The 18452-nt window shown below is 72.6% G+C and carries 15 protein-coding genes, 2 tRNA genes and 1 pseudogene; 17 read left to right on the top strand and 1 reads right to left on the bottom strand.

All coding sequences use genetic code 11. The features are described from left to right. The first annotated feature begins 91 nt into the window (after positions 1 to 91). The 4 genes from ACFYZL_RS18175 to ACFYZL_RS18160 all read left to right on the top strand — a co-directional run bounded on the left by ACFYZL_RS18175 (position 92) and on the right by ACFYZL_RS18160 (position 3794). A complete protein-coding gene (locus ACFYZL_RS18175) occupies positions 92 to 544 on the top strand; it encodes a hypothetical protein (RefSeq protein ID WP_384754996.1) in 453 nt (150 codons plus the stop codon). Positions 545 to 665: 121 nt separating this feature from the next. Continuing rightward, positions 666 to 1949, top strand: coding sequence for a glutamate-5-semialdehyde dehydrogenase (locus ACFYZL_RS18170; protein WP_384757617.1), 1284 nt, complete (start codon positions 666 to 668; stop codon positions 1947 to 1949). A gap of 77 nt (positions 1950 to 2026) precedes the next feature. Next, complete coding sequence (locus ACFYZL_RS18165) at positions 2027 to 2581, top strand: hypothetical protein (protein ID WP_384757620.1); 555 nt, start codon at positions 2027 to 2029, stop codon at positions 2579 to 2581. 67 nt (positions 2582 to 2648) lie between these two features. Beyond that, entirely contained in the window at positions 2649 to 3794 is a 1146-nt protein-coding gene (locus tag ACFYZL_RS18160; RefSeq protein ID WP_388679962.1) for a hypothetical protein, read from the top strand. On the opposite strand, the gene ACFYZL_RS18155 is transcribed toward ACFYZL_RS18160, so the two are convergent. Continuing rightward, positions 3778 to 4911 carry a M48 family metallopeptidase gene (locus ACFYZL_RS18155; RefSeq protein ID WP_388679959.1) on the bottom strand — a complete coding sequence of 378 codons (1134 nt, stop codon included), beginning with the start codon at positions 4909 to 4911 and terminating at the stop codon, positions 3778 to 3780. The genes ACFYZL_RS18160 and ACFYZL_RS18155 overlap by 17 nt on opposite strands. 140 nt (positions 4912 to 5051) lie before the next feature. Between ACFYZL_RS18155 and ACFYZL_RS18150 the strand changes: the two genes are divergently transcribed. The 13 genes and pseudogenes from ACFYZL_RS18150 to ACFYZL_RS18090 form a co-directional block, all read left to right on the top strand. Next, entirely contained in the window at positions 5052 to 5219 is a 168-nt protein-coding gene (locus ACFYZL_RS18150) for a hypothetical protein (RefSeq protein ID WP_384757629.1), read from the top strand. A 41-nt stretch (positions 5220 to 5260) separates the two neighbouring features. Then, complete coding sequence (gene nadD / locus ACFYZL_RS18145) at positions 5261 to 5878, top strand: nicotinate-nucleotide adenylyltransferase (protein WP_384757632.1); 618 nt, start codon at positions 5261 to 5263, stop codon at positions 5876 to 5878. Positions 5879 to 5902: 24 nt separating this feature from the next. Further along, on the top strand, positions 5903 to 7609 hold the full coding sequence (locus ACFYZL_RS18140; protein ID WP_388679954.1) for a LytR C-terminal domain-containing protein: 1707 nt from the start codon (positions 5903 to 5905) through the stop codon (positions 7607 to 7609). Positions 7610 to 7718: 109 nt separating this feature from the next. After that, on the top strand, positions 7719 to 8165 hold the full coding sequence (rsfS, locus tag ACFYZL_RS18135) for a ribosome silencing factor (RefSeq protein WP_327413983.1): 447 nt from the start codon (positions 7719 to 7721) through the stop codon (positions 8163 to 8165). Continuing rightward, the gene (locus ACFYZL_RS18130; RefSeq protein WP_384757638.1) at positions 8162 to 8818 is read left to right on the top strand and encodes a histidine phosphatase family protein; all 657 of its coding nucleotides are present in this window, start codon (positions 8162 to 8164) and stop codon (positions 8816 to 8818) included. The genes rsfS and ACFYZL_RS18130 overlap by 4 nt, the downstream gene beginning before the upstream one ends. Before the next feature lie 126 nt (positions 8819 to 8944). After that, a tRNA-Ala gene (locus ACFYZL_RS18125) sits at positions 8945 to 9017 on the top strand. A 143-nt stretch (positions 9018 to 9160) separates the two neighbouring features. Next, positions 9161 to 9394 (top strand): hypothetical protein, encoded by a 234-nt coding sequence (locus ACFYZL_RS18120; protein WP_384588474.1) that lies wholly within the window; start codon positions 9161 to 9163, stop codon positions 9392 to 9394. A gap of 131 nt (positions 9395 to 9525) precedes the next feature. Next, positions 9526 to 9598: transfer RNA gene (locus tag ACFYZL_RS18115), tRNA-Ala, on the top strand. Positions 9599 to 9861: 263 nt separating this feature from the next. Then, a complete protein-coding gene (gene leuS, locus ACFYZL_RS18110) occupies positions 9862 to 12726 on the top strand; it encodes a leucine--tRNA ligase (RefSeq protein WP_388679949.1) in 2865 nt (954 codons plus the stop codon). Between the two features lie 129 nt (positions 12727 to 12855). Next, positions 12856 to 13575, top strand: a complete 720-nt coding sequence (locus tag ACFYZL_RS18105) for a hypothetical protein (protein ID WP_388679946.1) — start codon at positions 12856 to 12858, stop codon at positions 13573 to 13575. 417 nt (positions 13576 to 13992) lie between these two features. Then, a complete protein-coding gene (locus tag ACFYZL_RS18100) occupies positions 13993 to 14838 on the top strand; it encodes a DegV family protein (RefSeq protein ID WP_388679943.1) in 846 nt (281 codons plus the stop codon). A gap of 98 nt (positions 14839 to 14936) precedes the next feature. Further along, on the top strand, positions 14937 to 15881 hold the full coding sequence (locus tag ACFYZL_RS18095) for a helix-hairpin-helix domain-containing protein (RefSeq protein WP_388679940.1): 945 nt from the start codon (positions 14937 to 14939) through the stop codon (positions 15879 to 15881). An 80-nt stretch (positions 15882 to 15961) separates the two neighbouring features. Beyond that, positions 15962 to 18340, top strand: a pseudogene (locus ACFYZL_RS18090) (ComEC/Rec2 family competence protein); the annotation flags it as partial. Between the last annotated feature and the right edge of the window lie 112 nt (positions 18341 to 18452).

Below are 18452 nucleotides of genomic sequence, written 5' to 3'. Positions count from 1 at the left end.
GGCAAAACCGCCGCGCGGCGGCGCGGGGACTGGTCAACTGTGAGGGGCCCGGGCACGGGCGGACACGCGTGGCGGAGACAGGAGGCGACTGGTGAGACGAGCGCTGACCAGCGTCGGCACGGGGGACGGTGACGGCGGAGCCGGGAACAACGACGCGAAGAACGACTCCAAGGCCGACTCGAAGACCGACTCGAAGGTCGAACCCTCCCGCCTCTGGCACGTCACCCTGAGCGTCTCCGGCAAGCCGGCGCCGCTGTCCGAGGTCCGGCGCGGGCTGGAACAACTGGCCCACGACCACCCCTTCCTCCTGACCAGCCGCTACGCCGACGACCACGCGGAGATCCGCTACTGGGAGGAGGCCCGCGACCTCCACGACGCGGCGGCCGTCGCCCTGCGCCTGTGGGGCGAACACCGCTCCTCGGCGCAGCTCCCGCCGTGGGAGATCGTCGGCCTGGAGGTCATCGACCGCGCCACCTACCACCAACGCGTGGCGGAGGGCTACGGCCCACCCCCGGCCCACCCGGTGGGCGTGCACCCGTACTAGCCGCTGCGCGGGGAGGGGACCGGCCCCGCGCAGCGGCACCCCGGCGTGCCGGCCCCGGGGGCTGTCTCGCGGGGTGGAAAGGCCGTCGGCCAAGGGCGGCCCGGGGACTACCCTGGGCGGCATGACCTCGCTCGACGCCGCCACCGCAGCCTCCCCCGTCCTCGCCACCGCGCAAGCGGCCCGCACGGCCGCCGCCGCCATCGCCCCACTCCCGCGGTCCGCCAAGGACACGGCCCTGCTGGCGATCGCGGACGCGCTGGAGGCCCGTACGGCCGAGATCATCGCCGCCAACGCCGTCGACACCGACAAGGCCCGCGCCGCCGGCACCAGCGAGACGGTCATCGACCGCCTCACCCTCACCCCGGAGCGCGTCGCGGCCATCGCCTCCGACGTGCGCGACGTCGCGGCCCTGCCCGACCCCGTCGGCGAGGTCGTCCGCGGCAGCACCCTCCCCAACGGCATCGACCTCCGCCAGATCCGCGTCCCCCTCGGCGTCGTCGGCATCATCTACGAGGCCCGTCCCAACGTCACCGTCGACGCCGCCGCGCTCTGCCTCAAGTCCGGCAACGCGGTCCTCCTGCGCGGCAGCTCCTCCGCCTACGCCTCCAACACCGCCCTCGTCGGGATCCTCCGCGACGCCGTCGAGAGCGCCGGCCTGCCCGCCGACGCGGTCCAGCTCGTCCCCGGCGAGTCCCGCGACTCCGTCCGAGAGCTGATGCGGGCCCGCGGCCTCGTCGACGTGCTCATCCCGCGCGGCGGCGCCTCGCTCATCAAGACCGTCGTCGAGGAGTCCACCGTCCCGGTCATCGAGACCGGTACCGGCAACTGCCACGTCTACGTGGACGCCCAGGCCGACCTGGACATGGCCGTGGACATCCTCGTCAACTCCAAGGCCCAGCGGCCCTCCGTCTGCAACGCCGCCGAGACCCTCCTCGTGCACCGCGACATCGCCGACGCCTTCCTGCCGCGCGCCCTGGACGCCCTCGCCGACGCGGGCGTGACCGTCCACGCCGACGACCGCGTCCTCGCCGCCGCCGAGAACTCCAAGGCCAAGACCCTCCCCGCGACCGACGAGGACTGGGCCGCCGAGTACCTGTCCTACGACATCGCCGCCGCCGTCGTGGACTCCCTCGACGACGCCGTCGCCCACATCCGCCGCTGGACCTCCGGCCACACCGAGGCGATCGTCACCACCTCGCAGGCCGCGGCGCGGCGCTTCACCCAGCTGGTCGACTCGACCACGGTTGCCGTGAATGCCTCCACCCGGTTCACCGACGGTGGTCAGTTCGGCTTCGGCGCCGAAATCGGGATCTCCACGCAGAAGCTGCACGCCCGGGGCCCCATGGGCCTTCCCGAGCTCACCTCCACCAAGTACATCGTCACCGGCGACGGTCACATCCGGTAACCGGGCCGCCAACACGGTGTGGCCGGATTTCGGCGCACACCCTGCCCAAAGGTGCCCCCCAGGTCTAGGCTGTTCCTGTGCCGGACGACGTGGGGGGCAAGCCGTTCCCGGACGACGGGGAGCCCGACGACGACCGCGGAGGCGCGGATCAGGACTTCGCCTCCGTGGTGTTCGACGAGGCCTTCGTCCGGAACGCCGAGATCCATGAACCGAGTGCCGCCGAGCGCCAGCGGGCGGCCGACCGGGCGCGCGCGGAGGCCGAAGCGGCCCGAGCCGTCGCCGGCGGCTGGACGGGCGACGACGACTACGACGGTTACGGCTACGGCCGCCCCGACGGGTACGACCCCGACGAACACGGCTGGGACCACGAGCGGGACCACCTCCACCACGACGGCCCGTACGGGGCCTACGGCGGAAGCCTGCGCCCGTACCGCGGTCGCTCGCCCTGGTTGCGCCCGGTCGCCTGGGTGCTCGCCTTCGTGATGGGCCTCGGCATGATCGCGCTCGCCTTCAGCGCCGTGTACCGCAGCGCGTCCGGCGAGGCGGACCCCGCTCCCGCGCCCGCCAGCACCCCGCTCAAGGAAGTCACCGGCGTCGGCGCGTTTACGTACCCCTCCGGCCGCCAACCCTGAAGGTACGACCCCACTCGCATCTGCCGGAGCTGGGGGCTTCTCTGAAGCGGGGACAGCGGGAGAAGCGATGGCCGTTCCAGGAGATCCACCCAACGGCACCCCCGACGGCATGGGCGGGGGCGACGACGAGTTGCGCGCGGACGAATACCGCTCCGTGGTGTTCGACGAGGACTTCGTGCGGGCAGCACGGATCCAGGAGTACTCCGCCCAGGAACGCATGGGCGAGCACGCCCGGGCCGTGCGAAGCCGCTCCATCTGGTCGGGAGGCGGTTCCGCCTCCGGCACCGGCACGCCCGGCAGGGGCGCCCGACAGGGCATGCTGCTCGTGCTGCTCATCGCCTGCGCCTTCGCGGCCGCCGTCTACATGGGGCTGCGCAATCCCTACGTCCCACCGCCCGGCGGGACCGCGGCCGCCCTCGGCAGCACCGTCGTCCCGCTCGCGCCCGCGACCGCCGTGCCCGGCGGCCGCCCCGCGGACCTGTACGCGAGCAGCCCCGCGGCCGAATACCGCGTCGGGGCGGCCGGCATCACCCTCCCGGCCGCGCGCCGCACCGACCACTTCACCGAGGGCGAGGTCGTCGCCGCGCTGTCCATCGCCAAGGACTACCTGGTGCAGTCCTCGCTGGACCCGGACATCCTGTCCGGCTCCGCCTCCCGGCCGGTGCGCGTGCTGCTCGACCCCGACCAGTTGGCCCAGTTCGACCGCAGCATGAGTTCGCCCTCCGGCGACGGCCGCCACGCGGCCACCGGATGGCTGGTCCGCTTCGACCCGGGCACCGCGGTCATGGCCGACTCCCGCGTCCGGGTCAACGGAACCCTCGACTTCGCGGAGGTGACCCCCGACGCGCTGGAGGTCATCACCGACCACACCTTCGTCTACGCCGTACGACCCGCCACCGGAGCCCCGGCCGCCGCCGACGGCGCCTCGCTCTTCACCGTCCGGCGCGAGCTGCGGCTGCGCTTCGACCGGGAGGACCTCACGGCCCGCCGGGCGGAGCTGCTCACGGCCTACGTGATGGCCGGGCCGCAGGACTGCTCCCAGGACCCGGCGGCGGCCTTCCGCCCGGTCCTCGCCGGAGCCGGCCCCACCACGGTCGGGCCGGCCGCCAGCGACCCGTACGCCAGCGGCCGTCCGAGGCTCTCCGCCGGGCTGTGCGGCGTACTGGCGCAGCCCTCGCCCCCGGCGGCCACCCAGGTCAGCCCCGGCCCGTAGACCCCGGCTCGTCCTTGTCCCCGGCGTCCTTGCCGCCCGCGTCCTTGCCCTCGGCCGGCCTGCCGCCGCCCGCACCCGCGGACGATCCGCCCCCGGCGGCCGCGGCGAACTTGTCGCGGAGCTTGCCGCCCAGGTCGCCCGCACCGCCCGCGAGGTCGCCGACCAGCTTCATCAGCGGATCCTTGCTGGTGCGCACCGAATCGGCGTAGTGCGAGGCGGACTGGCGGAAGGAGTCGGTCACCGAGGTGTCCTTGTCCTCCTCCCGCCGCGGGTAGTGGCCGTCCATGATCCGCTGGAAGTCGCGGTTCTCGGACCACTTCTTCAGCTCGGCGGCCCGGACCGTGGTGAAGGGGTGCGTGCGGGGCAGCATGTTGAGGATCTTCAGCACGGAATCGCGCAGGTCGCCGCCCGCCTCGTACTCCTCGGCCTGGGCGAGGAAGGCGTCCACGTTCATCTCGTGGAGGTGGTTGCCGCCGGCGATCTTCATCAGCCCCCGCATCGAGGCCTGCACGTCCTGTCCCACCAGCAGCCCGGCCCGGTCCGCCGACAGCTCGGACTTGCGGAACCACTCCCGCAGGCCCGTCACCAGCGCCGTGATCGCCACGTTGCCCAGCGGGATCCACGCCACCTTCAGCGCGAGGTTCGTCAGGAAGAGGAGGATCGTGCGGTACACGGAGTGCCCGGACAGCGCGTGGCCCACCTCGTGGCCCACCACCGCCCGCATCTCCTCCTCGTCGAGCAGCTCCACCAGACCCGTGGTCACCACGATGATCGGCTCGTCGAGCCCGATGCACATCGCGTTGGGCCTCGGGTCCTGCTGGACGTACATCTGCGGGACCTTCTCCAGGTCCAGGATGTAACAGGCGTCGCGGAGCATCGCGTGCAGATGCGGGAACTGCGTCTCGCCCACCCGCACCGAATCCGACAGGAACAGCAGCCGCAGGCTCCGCTCCGGCAGCAGCGCGCTCAGGGCCTTGAAGGCCGTGTCGAAGCCGCTCAGCTTGCGCAGCGCCACCAGCGCCGAGCGGTCCGCCGGGTGCTCGTACGCCCTCGACGAGATGCCGGGGAACCTCCTGCGGTTCCTCGCCGGAGGCTTTCCGAGCCCTGTCTCCGTCATTGCGCCCTCCCCTGGGTCGACCTGACTGGCGTTGCGTCTATCCTCTCCAACGCCTGAGTCGGCGTGAGCGTGCCCCAGGCCCCCGCATACGATGTGAGCGAAGTCTCCGCCCGCTCCCCGACTCGATAGGTACCTGCCTGATGAGCCTCGCCTCCACCGCCCACAACCTGGTCCTCCTCGCCTCGGAGGAGGTCGAGCAGCACGGTGGCAACCACGACAGCCTCAGCCCGTACCTGACGGGCGGCGCCGCGCTCGGCATCCTGCTGCTCATGCTCTGGGTGACCACCCGCCTGAACCGCGACCGCTAGGCCGCTCCGGCGCGTCCGCCGGGCCAGTAGGCTCTGCGCTCATGGGAGAGCAGGAAGTGCCTACGGGCCCGGTCAAGCGCCGCCTCGGCGTGATGGGCGGGACGTTCGACCCGATCCACCACGGACACCTGGTGGCCGCCAGCGAGGTGGCCGCCCTTTTCCACCTCGACGAGGTGGTGTTCGTGCCGACGGGCGAGCCGTGGCAGAAGTCCCAGCGGGCGGTCTCGCCCGCCGAGGACCGCTACCTGATGACGGTCATCGCCACCGCGTCGAACCCCCAGTTCTCGGTGAGCCGCATCGACATCGACCGCGGCGGGCCGACGTACACGATCGACACCCTGCGCGATCTGAAGGCGCTGAACGACGACGCCGACCTCTTCTTCATCACCGGCGCCGACGCGCTCGCCCAGATCCTGACCTGGCGCAACGCCGACGAGCTGTTCTCGCTCGCCCACTTCATCGGAGTCACCCGGCCGGGCCACGTGCTCACCGACGACGGACTGCCCGAGGGGGGCGTCTCGCTCGTCGAGGTGCCCGCGCTGGCCATTTCCTCCACGGACTGCCGTGCGAGAGTGTCCCAGGGGGATCCCGTCTGGTATCTGGTGCCCGACGGTGTGGTGCGCTACATCGACAAGCGTGAGCTGTACCGGGGAGCCTGAGCTTCCGGAGAGAGGGGCCCCGCGGTGAACGACCGACAGGATCCGTACGACCCGTACGGTGTCGCCCAGGAGCAGCAGCTCATCGGCTACGACGCGTACGGGCGGCCGGTGTACGGCCAGGCGCCCGCGCAGTCCGCACCGCAGGCCCCCCAGTACGAGCAGTACGGCACCCAGTACGACACGTACGAGCAGCAGGGCTACGGCTACCAGGGCTACGCGGAGCAGCAGCAGTACTACCCGCAGCAGCAGCAGCCCGCCCAGGACCACGGCGGGCAGGAGTACCGGCAGCAGGCGCCCGGCTACGGCTACGACACCCGGGCGACCCAGCAGTGGATCCCGCAGCAGACCGCCCCGGAGCCCCCCGCGGCCCCCGCGCCCCAGGCCCCGCCGGCCCCCGACGAGCGCCCTGCCGCCCAGGTCCCCGAGCCGCGCCGCCCCCACTCCGAGTCCGGGTCCGAGGCGGGTCGGGACTACCGCACCGAGATGTTCGCCTTCATCGACCAGCCGGACGAGGAGTCCGAGGACGTCATCGACTGGCTGAAGTTCACCGAGAGCCGGACCGAGCGCCGTGAGGAGGCCCGGCGCCGCGGCCGCAACCGCGTGGTGGCGCTGATCGTGGTCCTCGCCCTCTTCGTCGTCGCCGGTCTCGGCTACCTCTGGTACACGGGCAAGCTGCCCTTCCTCGACGGCCCGGGGGACAAGAAGAACGCCGCGACCGCCGACGCCGGGGCGCAGAAGCGCGACATGATCGTCGTCCACCTGCACAACACCAAGAAGGGCGGCACCGCCTCCGCCCTGCTCGTCGACAACGTCACCACCAAGCAGGGCGCCACCGTCCTGCTGCCCAACACCCTCGGCGTCCCCGGCCAGGACGGCACGACCGTTCCGCTCGGCAAGGCGGTCGACGAGGGCGGCCTCGGCACCCGCGAGGCCCTCGACTCGGTGCTCGGCACCCGCATCGGCGGCACGTGGCGGCTGGACACCCCCTTCCTGGAGAACCTCGTCGAGCTGGTCGGGGGCATCGAGGTCGACACCGACGCCGCGGTCCCCGCGGACGACGCGGCCAAGACCCCGGCCGTGGCCCAGGGCCAGAAGCAGAGCCTGAGCGGCCCCATGGCCGTCGCCTACGCCACGTACCGCGCCCAGGGGGAGCCGGAGACCAAGCCGCTGGAACGCATGGGCAAGGTGCTCCAAGCGGTCCTGCGCAAGATCCCGAGCGACCCGAAGGCGGCGGCCGTGACCGTCGAGAGCATGGGCCAGATCCTCGACCCGGGCCTGAACGCGCAGACGCTCGGCGCCCTGCTGTCGCGGCTCGGCGCGCACGCCAAGGTGGGCGCGTACCGCACCGACCTCCTCGGGTTGAAGGCGGACGGCACCCTCACCGACGACGCCAACAAGAAGGTGGTCAAGGAGGTCCTCGGCGGCACGGTCTCCGCGGCACAGCCCGGAGCGGCCCCGCGCGTCGGCCTCAAGGACGCCACCGGCGACGAGAAGACGCAGGTCGCGGCGAAGGCGGCGCTGCTGAACGGCGGCTACACCTTCGTGGACGGCGGAAAGGCCGACAAGCCGGCCCCCACCTCGCAGATCACGTACCAGGACGACGCGGCGAAGGACCGGGCGATCGACGTCGCCAAGACGCTGGGTCTGCCGGAGACGGTCGTGAAGAAGGCCGAGAACGCGGTGAACGCCGACGTCGTGGTGATCCTGGGCAAGGACTACAAGCCCTCCTGACCCGGGCCCCCGGGGGCGGTCGCGCCCGCGCGGCATATTCCGCGCGGGCGGTGGCGGCGGTACGTGAGACCCTTGTATGGATCTGCCCGCCAACCCGAAAGCATGGCCAGTGACCGCCACGGACCGCTCCATCGAGCTCATCACCGCCGCCGCCCAGGCCGCGGCCGACCGGCTCGCGCACGACATCATCGCCTACGACGTCAGCGACGTGCTGTCGATCACCGACGCCTTCCTGCTCGCCTCGGCCCCCAACGACCGCCAGGTCAAGTCGATCGTGGACGAGATCGAGGAGCGCCTCCTCAAGGAGCTCGGCGCCAAGCCGGTGCGCCGCGAGGGCGACCGCGACGCCCGCTGGATCCTGCTCGACTACGTCGACATCGTCGTCCACGTGCAGCACAGCGAGGAGCGGGTCTTCTACGCGCTGGAGCGCCTGTGGAAGGACTGCCCCGAGATCGAGCTGCCCGAGGACGCCAAGCTGACCATCGGCAAGGCCGAGGAGCACGCCAAGCTGCGCGAGGCGGCCGGCGACGACGATCTGGACGGTGATCTGTTCTGAGCACGACCGAATCGGGCAAGTCCGGCCGGAAGATCGTCCTGTGGCGGCACGGCCAGACCTCGTGGAACCTGGAGCGCCGCTTCCAGGGCTCCACGGACATCGAGCTGACCGAGACGGGTGTGGCGCAGGCGCGCCGCGCGGCCCGGCTGCTGGCCTCGCTGAGGCCGGACGCGATCGTCGCCTCCGACCTGATGCGGGCCTCCGACACGGCCGCCGAGCTGTCCGCCGTCACGGGCCTGCCCGTGACGCGCACCGAGGCGCTGCGCGAGACGTACGCCGGTGAGTGGCAGGGCCTCACGCACGACGAGATCCTCGAGAAGTACGGCGAGCAGTACGCGGCGTGGAAGCGCGGCGAGCCGGTCCGCCGCGGGGGCGGGGAGCTGGAGACCGAGGTCGCCGACCGCGCCGCGCCGGTGGTGCTGGAGCACGCCGACGCGCTGCCGCGGGGCGGCACGCTCGTGGTGGTCAGTCACGGCGGCACCATCCGCACGACCATCGGCCGCCTGCTGGGTCTGGACTCCTACCACTGGGAGAGCCTGGGCGGGCTCTCCAACTGCTGCTGGTCCGTCCTCGGCGAGGGCGCACGCGGCTGGCGTCTGCTGGAGCACAACGCCGGCACCCTGCCGGAACCCGTGCTCGGCGACGACGACTGAGAGCGGCTCCCTGCCGCTTCCCGACCGGGCTCCGACCCGGATTTCACTTTCCGGCTGGTCACAGGCTAGAGTTCTTCTTGTTCGCAGCGAAGAACACCGGAAACGGGGGGAAGCGCAGCGGAGAGCGGGGCTATAGCTCAGTTGGTAGAGCGCCTGCATGGCATGCAGGAGGTCAGGAGTTCAATTCTCCTTAGCTCCACAATCAGGATCCCGTCCCCAACAGGGGGCGGGATCCTTGTTTTTGTACCCTTTGCGCTTACTGACCAGGCGCGCGCCGGCGTGGCAGAATCGGACCGCCGGAGGGGGAGTCGACGGCCCGACGCGGGAGGGAGTCGCTGACGGATGGGATCACACCGGCGGCGGTGCGACTGGTGCAACAACGGCACGCCGATCGTGCGGGACATGGAGCCGGTCAACGCCGACTACCAGTACTGGTGCGAGGAATGCGCGCGGGCGCTGATCATAAAGGGCGACCCGATCGAGACGTACCGCGAGCTGGAGGGCGAGCCGATCTACGGCCGCCTGCTCGACGAGCACTGCACGCTCAAGCGGTTCTATCAGTTCGCGACAGCGTGACAAGAAGGGTCAAATCGGGCATGGCGCTTGGTCGATGGAAACCGATTTTTGGACCAGGGCCATGACCGTGTAGTGTTTGGGATGTCGCCAAGGGGAACCGGCAAGGGAAACCGAAGCGGCAGGCAAGACAAGGGGCTATAGCTCAGTTGGTAGAGCGCCTGCATGGCATGCAGGAGGTCAGGAGTTCAATTCTCCTTAGCTCCACAGTGAAGAAGCGGGCCACCCGGATCGGGTGGCCCGCTTCTCGTCGTGCCCGCGTGTCGACGTGTGGAACGGCCGGGCATCGGCGGTGGCCCCTGCGGTACCCTGACGCCATGCGTGCCGTACGCCTTCTGCTTACCGAGCCGCGCTGATCAGCGCCGACCCACGAGACGGTCGGCATCGGCGCGGCGTCCCCTCCTGTGCGAGGGGCTTTTTCGTTTGGGCAGGCAGAGACGGCAGAGACGATCGATGGAGCTTCAGGAATCATGAGCGAGACGAACACCCCGGCCCCCGAGGCGGCCGAGGCGCACCGTTACACGGCTGCCATGGCCGCCGACATCGAGGCACGCTGGCAGGACGTATGGGACGCGCAGGGCACGTACGAGGCCCCGAACCCGACCGGTGACCTGGCCGGCGACCCCGCGGTGGTCGCGCGGCCCAAGAAGTTCATCATGGACATGTTCCCGTACCCGTCCGGTGCGGGCCTGCACGTCGGTCACCCGCTCGGGTACATCGCCACCGACGTCTTCGCCCGCCACCAGCGGATGACCGGCCACAACGTCCTGCACACCCTGGGCTTCGACGCCTTCGGCCTGCCGGCCGAGCAGTACGCCGTACAGACCGGCACGCACCCGCGCGTGTCGACCGAGGCGAACATCGAGAACATGAAGGTCCAGCTGCGCCGCCTGGGCCTGGGCCACGACAAGCGCCGGTCCTTCGCGACGATCGACCCGGACTACTACAAGTGGACCCAGTGGATCTTCCTGCAGATCTACAACTCCTTCTACGACGACGACGCGAAGAAGGCCCGGCCGATCGCCGAGCTGGTCGCCGCCTTCGAGGACGGCTCTCGTGAGGTCCCCGGCGGTCGCGCCTGGGCCGACCTGACCGCCGGCGAGCGGGCCGACGTACTGAACCGGTTCCGCCTGGCCTACTCCTCGGACGCGCCCGTGAACTGGTGCCCCGGGCTGGGCACCGTACTGGCCAACGAGGAGGTCACCGCCGACGGCCGTTCCGAGCGCGGCAACTTCCCCGTCTTCAAGTCCCGGCTGAGCCAGTGGAACATGCGGATCACCGCGTACGCCGACCGGCTGCTGGACGACCTGGACGGGCTGGACTGGCCCGAGGCCATCAAGCTGCAGCAGCGGAACTGGATCGGCCGCAGCGAGGGCGCGCGCGTCGACTTCGCCCTGGGCGACGAGGCGATCACCGTCTTCACCACCCGTCAGGACACGCTGTTCGGCGCGACCTACATGGTGCTGGCGCCGGAGCACCCGCTGGTCGAGAAGTTCGTCCCGGCCGCCTGGCCCGAGGGCACCCACGAGGTGTGGACCGGCGGGCACGCCACCCCGGCCGAGGCCGTGGCCGCGTACCGCGCCTTCTCCGCCGCCAAGTCGGACGTCGAGCGGCAGGCCGACGCCAAGGAGAAGACCGGCGTCTTCACCGGCGAGTACGCGATCAACCCCGTCAGCGGCGAGAAGGTGCCCGTCTTCATCGCCGACTACGTGCTGATGGGCTACGGCACCGGCGCGATCATGGCCGTCCCGGCGCACGACAGCCGTGACTTCGAGTTCGCGCGCGCCTTCGAGCTGCCGATGCGGTGCGTCGTACAGCCCTCCGACGGGCGAGGCACCGACCCGGCCGAGTGGGACGACGCGTTCGCCTCCTACGAGGCGAAGCTGATCAACTCCGCGAACGAGGACATCTCCCTGGACGGCCTGGGCGTCGTCGAGGCGAAGGCCGCGATCACCGACTGGCTGTCCGAGCGCGGCATCGGCGAGGGCACGGTCAACTTCCGTCTGCGCGACTGGCTGTTCAGCCGCCAGCGCTACTGGGGCGAGCCCTTCCCGATCGTCTACGACGAGGACGGCGTCGCGCACCCGCTGCCCGAGTCGATGCTGCCGCTGGAACTGCCCGAGGTCGAGGACTACTCGCCGCGCACCTTCGAGCCGGACGACGCCGCCTCCAAGCCGGAGACCCCGCTGTCCCGCAACGAGGCGTGGGTCAACGTCGAGCTGGACCTGGGCGACGGCGTGAAGTCGTACCGCCGCGAGACCAACACCATGCCGAACTGGGCCGGTTCCTGCTGGTACGAGCTGCGCTACCTGGACCCGCACAACGCGTCCGCGCTGGTGGACCCGGAGATCGAGCAGTACTGGATGGGCCCGCGCGAGGGCGCGCCGCACGGCGGCGTCGACCTGTACGTGGGCGGCGCCGAGCACGCGGTGCTGCACCTGCTGTACGCGCGCTTCTGGTCCAAGGTGCTGTTCGACCTGGGTCACGTCTCCTCGGCGGAGCCGTTCCACAAGCTGTTCAACCAGGGCATGATCCAGGCGTACGCCTACACCGACGAGCGCGGCGTCTACGTGCCGGCGGCCGAGGTCGAGGAGCGCGACGGCGGCTACTTCTACGAGGGCAAGCAGGTCAAGCGCGAGCACGGCAAGATGGGCAAGTCCCTGAAGAACGCCGTCACGCCCGACGAGATCTGCGAGGAGTACGGCGCCGACACGCTGCGCCTGTACGAGATGGCGATGGGCCCGCTGGACGTGTCGCGTCCGTGGGACACCCGCGCCGTCGTCGGCCAGTACCGACTGCTGCAGCGCCTGTGGCGCAACATCGTCGACGAGTCGACGGGCGCCGTCACCGTCGTCGACGCCGAACCGGGCGAGGACACGCTGCGTGCGCTGCACAAGGCGATCGACGGGGCCGGCTCGGACATGGCGGGGCTGCGCTTCAACACCGCCATCGCCAAGATCACCGAGCTGAACAACTTCCTGACGAAGGCCGGCCGCCCGCTGGAGCGCTCGGTCGCCGAGGCCCTGGTGCTGCTGGTCGCCCCGCTGGCCCCGCACATCGCCGAGGAGCTGTGGCAGCGCCTGGGCCACGGCGAGTCGGTCGTCCACCAGGACTTCCCGGTCGCGGACCCGGCGTACGTGGTGGACGAGACCGTGACGTGCGTGGTGCAGGTCAAGGGCAAGGTCAAGGCGCGGCTGGAGGTGCCGCCGACGATCTCGGACGCGGACCTGGAGAAGCTGGCCGTCACGGACGAGGGCGTCGTCGCGGCGCTGGCGGGCGCCGAGATCCGCAAGGTGATCGTGCGCGCCCCGAAGCTGGTGAACATCGTCATCTGAGTCATCCGCGTCATCTGAGGGTGATCCCGTACGGGCAGGTTGGGGGTTCGAATGGAACCCCTGGCCTGCCCGTGGCGTTTACGGTGGAGGGGACGGAAAACAACTGCGGGGACCGGGGAAGGGACACTCATGGAGGCCGCGTTGATCATCTTCGCGCTGATGGTGCTTTTCACCTTCCTGGGCCTGGGGACGTACGTCACCGTCAAGGCGGTGCAGGCGGCCAAGCGCGGTGTGGACCGTACGATCACGCAGGCGCGGCGGACGGTCGAGGACACCACCCTGCGGGCCAAGAGCCTGGGGCAGGTCGGGGTCACGGCGTCGCTGGCGCAGTTGCGCATCGACCTGCGGACGTCGATGAGGTCGACGCAGCAGGCGCTGCACGACGGGGTCCGGACGGACGCCTCGCTCAAGGAGTCGATCGGGCTGTTCGAGCGGCTGAGCGCGCACGGACACGAGCTGGACGACGAGCTGAAGCGGCTTGAGCAGGAGCCCGATCGCAAGCGGATCGCGGAGCTCATGCCCGACCTGCGGGAACGTACGGCCAAGATCACCCAGGCCGCGGACTCGCTGCGGTGGGCGGCGCGGGACCGGGCCCGGCGGTTCGCGGAGGACGATCTTTCCGTGCTCTCGGAGCAGATCGAGGTCGAGTCCGGGGCGCTGCGGGACTGGTCCCGCCCTCCGGTGGACGACCTGGCGGCAACGGCGGCGGCCTGGGACGCGGCACAGACCCGCCCCGCGACCCCTGACCCTGCCCCTGCCCCGACTCCGACCCCGGCGGCCTTGAACCCGGCGGCACCGGCGACCTCGTACCCGTGGCAGAAGACGCGACGCCCGGAAAGCACGACGTAGGGCCCGGCGACTCGGGACCGGCAGGTCCGACCGTGGCCGGGGTGAACTTCAGCCCGTCGGGCGTCGGCGACTCGGGACCGGCAGGTCCGACCGTGGCCGGGGTGAACTTCAGCCCGTCGGGCGTTTGAGGACCGGGGGTCCGGGGGCGGAGCCCCCGGTTTCGGGAAGGGGCGGGGTGGGGGAAATGCCCCGCAGGGCCGCCGCAACCCCTGACAGGGCCGCAGCCGGGCCGTCCGGCCTCCGGGCGGGGCCGCCGAAAGGGCCGCCGGGTTTTCCGGCGCGCCCGCCGCCGGGGCCCCGGGGAGGCCCCGGCCGGCTCGACACAAGGCCGCCGGGCGGGCCCGGCCGGTAGGCCCCGAGGGGCCGGTGTGGGGTCCAGGCTGCCGTCGCACCCCCACTGGCGGTAACCTCCGGCTCATGTCCCGCCATGTCGCCATCGTCACCGATTCCACGGCCTACCTGCCCCGACCGGCCATGGCGCGGCACGGAATCACCTCCGTCCCGCTCACCGTCGTACTGGGCGGCGAGGCGCTGGTGGAAGGCACCGAGATCTCGGCGCGCAGCCTGGCCCTCGCCCTGCAGAAGCGCCGCTCGGTCACCACCTCGCGCCCCGGTCCGGAGGAGTTCGTCCGGGCCTACCGGGCGGCCGCCGACGCCGGGGCGACCGGGATCGTCAGCCTGCACCTGTCCGCCGAGTTCTCCGGCACCTACGACGCGGCCGTGGTCGCCTCGCGGTCCGCGCCCGTGCCGGTGCGCGTCGTCGACACCGGGATGGTCGCGATGGCGCTCGGCTTCTGCGCGCTCGCCGCCGCCGAGGCGGCGGAGGCCGGTGGTTCCGTGGACGAGGCCGTGGCCGCCGCGGAGAAGCGTGCGGCGGACATGGCCGCGTACTTCTACGTCGACACCCTCGACTACCTCCGGCGCGGCGGCCGGATCGGGGCCGCGCAGGCCCTCCTCGGGTCGGCGCTCGCGGTGAAGCCGCTGCTGACCCTGGACGGCGGGCGGATCGAGATGCTGGAGAAGGTGCGCACGGCCTCCAAGGCCATCGCCAGGCTGGAGGAGCTGGCCGTCGAGCGCGCCGGGTCGGGCAGCGTCGATGTGGCCGTGCACCACCTGGCCGCTCCGGAGCGGGCGGACAAACTCGCCCAGCGGCTGCGCGAACGGATCCCGGGCCTGGTCGAACTGCACGTCAGCGAGGTCGGCGCGGTGATCGGCGCGCACACCGGACCGGGGTTGCTGGCGGCGGTCGTCTCACCCCGCTGATCACCGGTACGGGTGACGCGGATATCCACAACGGGTCGACTGTCCACCGGAATTGAGGGTTCCGAACGGGATTCGGGACGGGCCCCTACGGTCGGGGCATGACTCTTCGAACGCGCATCCCGCACCGGTCGGGCGCCACCAGCGGCCCGGGCCGTACCCGTCTCTCCGACACCCGTTTCTCCGACGGTCGTGTCCGCCGACGCCGGCGCGGCGACCGCCATCGCCGGCCCCGAGCCCCGCAGGTGGATCCGGAGGTGCTGCGCCGCCGGGCGGAGGCCCTGCTGGGCGCCTGCGGTCCGCCGCCGGCCGAGGCGGTGCCACCGGAACCGGCCGCCGAACCACCCGACGAGGCCGCGCCGCGCGGGCCGACCATGCGCGGCCTGGCCGTGCGGGAGCGGCTGCCCGTGTGGCTCCAGGCGCGCTGCGGGGTGGCGCCGCGGACGGTGGGCGCCGTCGCGGTGGTGCTGGTGGTGGCCGTCGGCTTCGCCGCGCAGCAGTACTGGTCCGCCCGGCCGCGTCCGGTGACCGCTCCGGCGGTGATCGCCCCGGCGGCGGCCCCGGCGGCGGCCACGGCTCCGGCGGGGGGCGCCGCGCGGATCGTGGTGGACGTCAGCGGGAAGGTCCGGGATCCCGGGGTGCGGCGCCTGCCCGCCGGTTCACGGGTGGAGGACGCACTGGCCGCCGCCGGGGGCGTGAGGCCGGGCACGGACACCACCGGGCTGAACCGGGCCCGGGTGCTGGTGGACGGCGAGCAGGTGCTGGTGGGCGCTCCGGCGCCACCCCAGGGCGCGGGCGCCGGCCCGGGGGCGGGGCCCGGATCGCGCTCCGGTCCGGGTACGGGCTCGGTCGCCGTTCCGCTCAGTCTCGGCTCGGCCACCGTCGACCAACTGGACGGGCTGCCCGGAGTGGGGCCGGTGCTGGCGCAGCACATCGTGGACTTCCGCACCGCGCGCGGCGGCTTCCGTTCCGTGGAAGACCTCCGCCAGGTCAACGGCATCGGCGAACGCCGTTTCGCCGACCTGCGCGCCCTGGTGCGGCCGTGAACCGCCCCGGTGGGCGGGGCGCCGCGGATCAGTGCGCGGAGGTTGCCGGTGCTGAGGTTGCCGGTGCTGAGGTTCCGCGCGTGGAGGTGGACCCCGCGGCAAAGCGACCGGCGGATCTGCGGCTCGTGGTGCCGGCGCTGGCCGCGTGGGGAGCGGCCGCGCTCGCGCCGGCCGCTCCGCCTGTGTGGACCGCCGTCGCGGTGGTGGTGTCGGGGGTGCTGGGCGCGGGGCTGCTGGTCCTCGCCTGGTGCCGGAGTGCGGGGCGGGGCTGGGGGCTCGCCCCGGCCGTGGCGGTCGCCCTGCTGTGCGCGGCCGCGGGGGCCGGGGTGGCCGGGCTCCAGCGGGCCGAGGCGCGGGCCGGGCCGGTCGAAGGGCTGGCCCGGGAGCACGCCCGAGTCTTCGCGGAGTTGACGGTCGGCTCGGACCCGCAGGTGTCCCGGGGCGGCAATGGGCCGCCGATGGTGGTGCTGGACGCGGTGGTGACCCGGGTGACGGGGCCGGACGGTACGCGGACCCGGGTCGAGACCCCCGTGCGGGTTCTCGCCGGACATCCGGGATGGGCTCGGCTGCTGCCCTCCACGCAGGTGGAGGTCGTCGCCCGGCTGGCCCCGGCGCGGGGCGGTGAGCGGGCCGTGGCGGTGCTGCGTCCGGCCGGTGACACCCCGCCCGGGGTGACCGGTGGCCCCGATGCCGCGCAGCGGATCGCGGGGCGGTTGCGGGCGGGGCTGCGGGAGGCGAGCGAGGGGCTGCCTCCGGATGCGCGGGCCCTGCTGCCGGGCCTGGTCGTCGGGGACACCTCGCGGGTGCCGGACGATCTCAGGGAGGCCTTCCGGGCCACTGATCTGCTCCATCTGCTCGCCGTCTCGGGGTCCAACCTGACGGTGGTGCTGTTCCTGCTCATCGGCCCCCCGGCCCGCGCGCAGCGGGCCGAGCGGCGGGGGCTGGCGCCCCGGTTCGGGCTCTCGTTGCGGGGGACCGCGGTGTGCGGCGCCGTGCTGACGCTCGGGTTCGTGGTGGTGTGCAGGCCGGAGCCGAGCGTGCTGCGGGCCGCGGCCTGCGGGGCCGTGACCCTGCTGGCCCTGGCCACGGGGCGGCGCAGGTCCCTGCTGCCGGCGCTGGCCGCCGCCGTCCTGCTGCTGGTGCTGTACGACCCGTGGCTGGCCCGTGGTTACGGGTTCCTGCTCTCCGTCCTGGCCACCGGGGCGCTGCTGACCCTCGCACCACGGTGGAGCGAGGCGCTGCGGCGGCGCGGGATGCCGGCGCGGCTCGCCGAGGCGTTGGCGGCCGCAGCGGCCGCTCAGGCGGTGTGCGCGCCGGTGGTCGCCGTGCTCTCGGCCCGGGTCGGTCTGGTGGCCGTGCCGTGCAACCTGCTGGCGGAGCCGGCTGCCGCTCCGGCGACGGTGCTCGGCTTCGCCGCCCTCGCGGTGGCCCCGCTGTGGATGCCCGCCGCGGAGCTGCTGGCCCGCTGCGCGGGGGTGCCCGCCGGGTGGATCGCCGCCGTGGCCCGGGCCGGGGAGCGGATGCCCGGGGCGGAGCTGGCCTGGCCGGGCGGCCTCGGCGGTGGTGTGCTGCTGGCCGTCCTGACGTTCGCGGGCGTGGCGGCCGCCGTGCGGTTCGGCCGTCGGCGGCGGGTGGCCTGGGTCCTGGTGGTGCTGCTGCTCGTGGCCGTGCTGCGGCCGCCGCAGGTGACCCGTACCGTCACGGGCTGGCCGCCTCCCGACTGGAGTTACGTCCAGTGCGCCGTGGGTCAGGGGGACGCCGCCGTGCTCGCCGTGGGCCCGGGGGAGGCCCTGGTGGTGGACGCCGGCCCGGAGCCCGGCCCGGTGGACGCGTGCCTGCGCGCCCTGGGGGTCCGGCGGGTGCCGATGCTGTTGCTGACGCACTTTCACGCCGATCACGTGGCGGGCCTGGCGGGGGTGCTGCGGGGAAGGTCCGTGGGGGTGATCCAGACCACCGGGTTCGAAGAGCCGCCCGGACAGGCCGCGTTCGTGCGCAGGACCGCGGCAGCCGCCGGGGTGCCCGTCGTGCGGGCGGTGGCGGGGGAGCGGCGCAGGGCGGGTCCCCTGGAGTGGCAGGTGCTGTGGCCGCCTCCGGCGGGACCTCCGCCCGACGGGCCCAACGACGCCAGTGTGGCCCTGTTGGTGCGAGGCGGGGGCCTGACGCTGCTCCTGCTCGGCGACCTCGAACCACCGGCGCAGCGGGCACTCCTGACGGAGCATCCGGAGCTGGGCCCGGTGGACGTCCTCAAGGTGGCCCACCACGGGTCCGCGCATCAGGACCCGGGGCTGCAGGCCCGGATCCGGCCACGGTTGGCGATCGTCCCGGTCGGCGCCGGCAACCGTTACGGGCACCCCGCGCCCCGTACGCTCGACGGGCTGCGGGAGTTGGGGGCGGCCGTGCTGCGGACCGACACCGACGGCTCCGTCGCGGTCGCCGGATCGGGTTCGCGGCTACGAGCGTTTCCGGCCATTCGGAGGCGGATCCGCCGGGTCCATAATGGGCGCGACCATTCTGTTTGCCCACAACCCGACAGCATGATCGAATGCGTCTTCGCCAACACGGTCACAGTCC

Origin of the sequence: Streptomyces sp. NPDC001717 (assembly GCF_042892775.1) — a bacterium.
In the GTDB taxonomy this organism is placed as follows: domain Bacteria; phylum Actinomycetota; class Actinomycetes; order Streptomycetales; family Streptomycetaceae; genus Streptomyces.
Note: the sequence above shows the minus strand (reverse complement) of the source record. Positions and strands in the feature narration are given on the sequence as shown.